The 2,464-nt window shown below is 69.0% G+C and carries 3 protein-coding genes; all 3 read left to right on the top strand.

Annotated features, from left to right (window positions below; genetic code table 11):
- The coding region (locus tag AC1DYI_RS32655; protein ID WP_477208270.1) for a polysaccharide deacetylase family protein at window positions 1–537 on the top strand (537 nt) is incomplete at its 5' end.
- Complete coding sequence (locus AC1DYI_RS32650; RefSeq protein WP_477208269.1) at window positions 534–1,799, top strand: putative glycoside hydrolase; 1,266 nt, start codon at window positions 534–536, stop codon at window positions 1,797–1,799. The genes AC1DYI_RS32655 and AC1DYI_RS32650, both read left to right, overlap by 4 nt.
- A partial coding sequence (locus AC1DYI_RS32645) for a serine hydrolase domain-containing protein (RefSeq protein WP_477208268.1) occupies window positions 1,742–2,464 on the top strand: 723 nt, incomplete at its 3' end. The genes AC1DYI_RS32650 and AC1DYI_RS32645, both read left to right, overlap by 58 nt.

Below are 2,464 nucleotides of genomic sequence, written 5' to 3'. Positions count from 1 at the left end.
CCTCGTGCCGTGGCGTTGAGCGCCGACGACGCCCACCGCAGCCAGGCCGAGGTGATGGCGCCGATGCTGCAAGACAGCGGCTGGCCGGTCACGCTCTTCGTCTACCCCTCTGCGGTGTCGAACGCCACCTACGCAATGACCTGGGCGCAGTTGGCCGAGTTGCAGGCCAGCGGCCGTTACCGCATCGAGTCTCACACCTACTGGCACCCTCACTTGGTGCGCGAACGCCGCAGCCGCACGCCGGCCGACTTCGTGCGCTTCGCCACCAGCCAACTGGTCATGAGCCGCGACCGCCTGCACGAGCGGCTCGGTGCACACCCCACGTTGCTGGCCTGGCCTTTCGGCATGACGGACGATGGGCTGATGGCGCTGGCTGCCCAGGTCGGATACGAGGCTTCGTTCGCGCTCGGCAACCGCAGCGTGTCGCGCCAGGATCCGTTGCAGGCGCTACCTCGCCATCTGATGACCGACGCCATGAGCGCCGGCCAGCTGGCTCGCCTGCTCCAGCAGGCCTTTGCAGGCGACGAAACGCGATGACCCGCCTGACCTCGTCGATCACCCGCTGCGTTGCCGCCCTCGCCTGCGCGCTCCTGTGCACGGCAGCGTCTGCGCTCGACGGGGTGGTCGTCGACGCGATCAGTGGCGAGCCAATCGCCAAAGCGCATGTCGCGTCCGGCGTCCACTGGGCGGTGACCGACGGCCAGGGCCGCTTCACGTTGCCCGACGGCGCTGCCACCCTCTCGGCCCGGGCTCCTGGCTACCTTCGACAAAGCCGGCAACTGCCGCCTGCCGGCGCCGCTGCACGCATCGCCTTGACGGTCTTCCACCCGAAGGCGCTGTACCTGTCGGTGTACGGCATCGGCGACGCCGGCCTGCGCAACGCGGCGCTCGCCTTGGCCGAGCACAGCGAGGTGAATGCGCTGGTCATCGATGTGAAAGGCGACCGGACCATCGTGCCGTTCCCGAGCGCCGCCTATGCCGCCGCGGGCTTGGGCACGCAGTCACCGATCACCGTGCGTGACATGGCGGCGATGGTCGAGCAACTGCACGAACGCGGCATGTACCTGATCGCCCGCGTCGTCGTGTTCAAGGACGACCGGCTGGCCGATGCGCACCCCGAATGGGCCGTCCGCGCGGCCAACGGCTCGGTCTGGCACGACCGCGAAGACCTGGCGTGGATCGATCCGTTCCAGAGCGAGGCCTGGGACTTCAGCCTCGACGTGGCCGAAGAGGCTGCGCGCCTCGGCTTCGACGAGGTCCAGTTCGACTACCTGCGCTTCCCTGACACCGCGGGCCTGAAGTTCTCGCAGCCTGACAACGAAGCCGGCCGCGTCGCCGCGATCACCGGCTTTCTCGACAGTGCGCGTAACCGGTTAGCGCCGTACAACGTTGCCATCGCGGCCGACGTGTTCGGCTACATCTGCTGGAACGAGAACGACACCCACATCGGCCAGCAGCTGGAGGCCATCATCAGCCATGTGGATGTGCTGTCGCCGATGCTCTACCCGTCGGGCTTCAGCTTCGGCATCCCGGGCTACACGCAGCCGGTGGCCGCGCCGTACGAGATCGTGCACCGCTCGTTGCAGCGCGCGATTCAGCGCACCAAGGTCAGCGGCGTTCGCTTCCGTCCGTGGCTGCAGGCCTTTCGCGACTACGCCTTCGACCACCGCGAGTTCGACGCCGACGAGATCCGCGCGCAGACCGAAGCGGCCGAAGCGGTGGGCGCCGATGGATGGATGCTGTGGAACGCACACAACCAGTACTCGGCCGCCGGCCTGAAGCCTGCCGCAGCGCGCTGAGCGTCGCGCGGCACGCAGCCGTCGGGCTGCTGGCGTCGCTGGTAGCCGTTGCCTGGGCTCAGCCTGCCGACTGGTCGCCGCTCGATGCGGCGGTGCGTGGCCAGATCGCGACCGGTGCGGTGCCGGGGGCCGTGGCGGTCATCGGCGATGCCGACCACATTTGGTTGCGGCGCGCATGGGGCTCGCGGGTTCTTGGCCCCGACCCGGAGCCGATGACACCGGACACGGTGTTCGACCTGGCCTCGTTGACCAAGGTGGTCTGCACGACGACTGCCGTACTGCAGCTGGTCGAGCGCGACAAGCTGCAGCTCGATGCACCGGCCGCTCGCTACTGGCCAGCCTTCGCCGGCGGCGGCAAGGGCGGCATCACCGTGCGGCAATTGCTTTCTCACAGCTCAGGCCTTCGGCCGGGGCTGACGCTGCGGCCGTCGGATGGGGCCGCGGCGGTCTGGCAGCGGCTGCTGGCCGAGACGCCGGTCAGCCCGCCCGGCAGCCGCTATGTCTACAGCGACTTGAACTTCCTGACGCTGGGCGTGCTGGTCCAGCGCGTCACCGGCCGGTCGCTGGACGAGCAGTGCAAACGTCAGGTGTTCGAGCCGCTGCAGATGCACGACACCGGCTTTCGCCCGCCGGCTCGACTGCAGGCCCGCATCGCCCCCACCGAG

The organism is Ideonella sp. P3_A4, from assembly GCF_056403075.1.
This window is presented reverse-complemented; position numbering and strand designations above follow the sequence as displayed.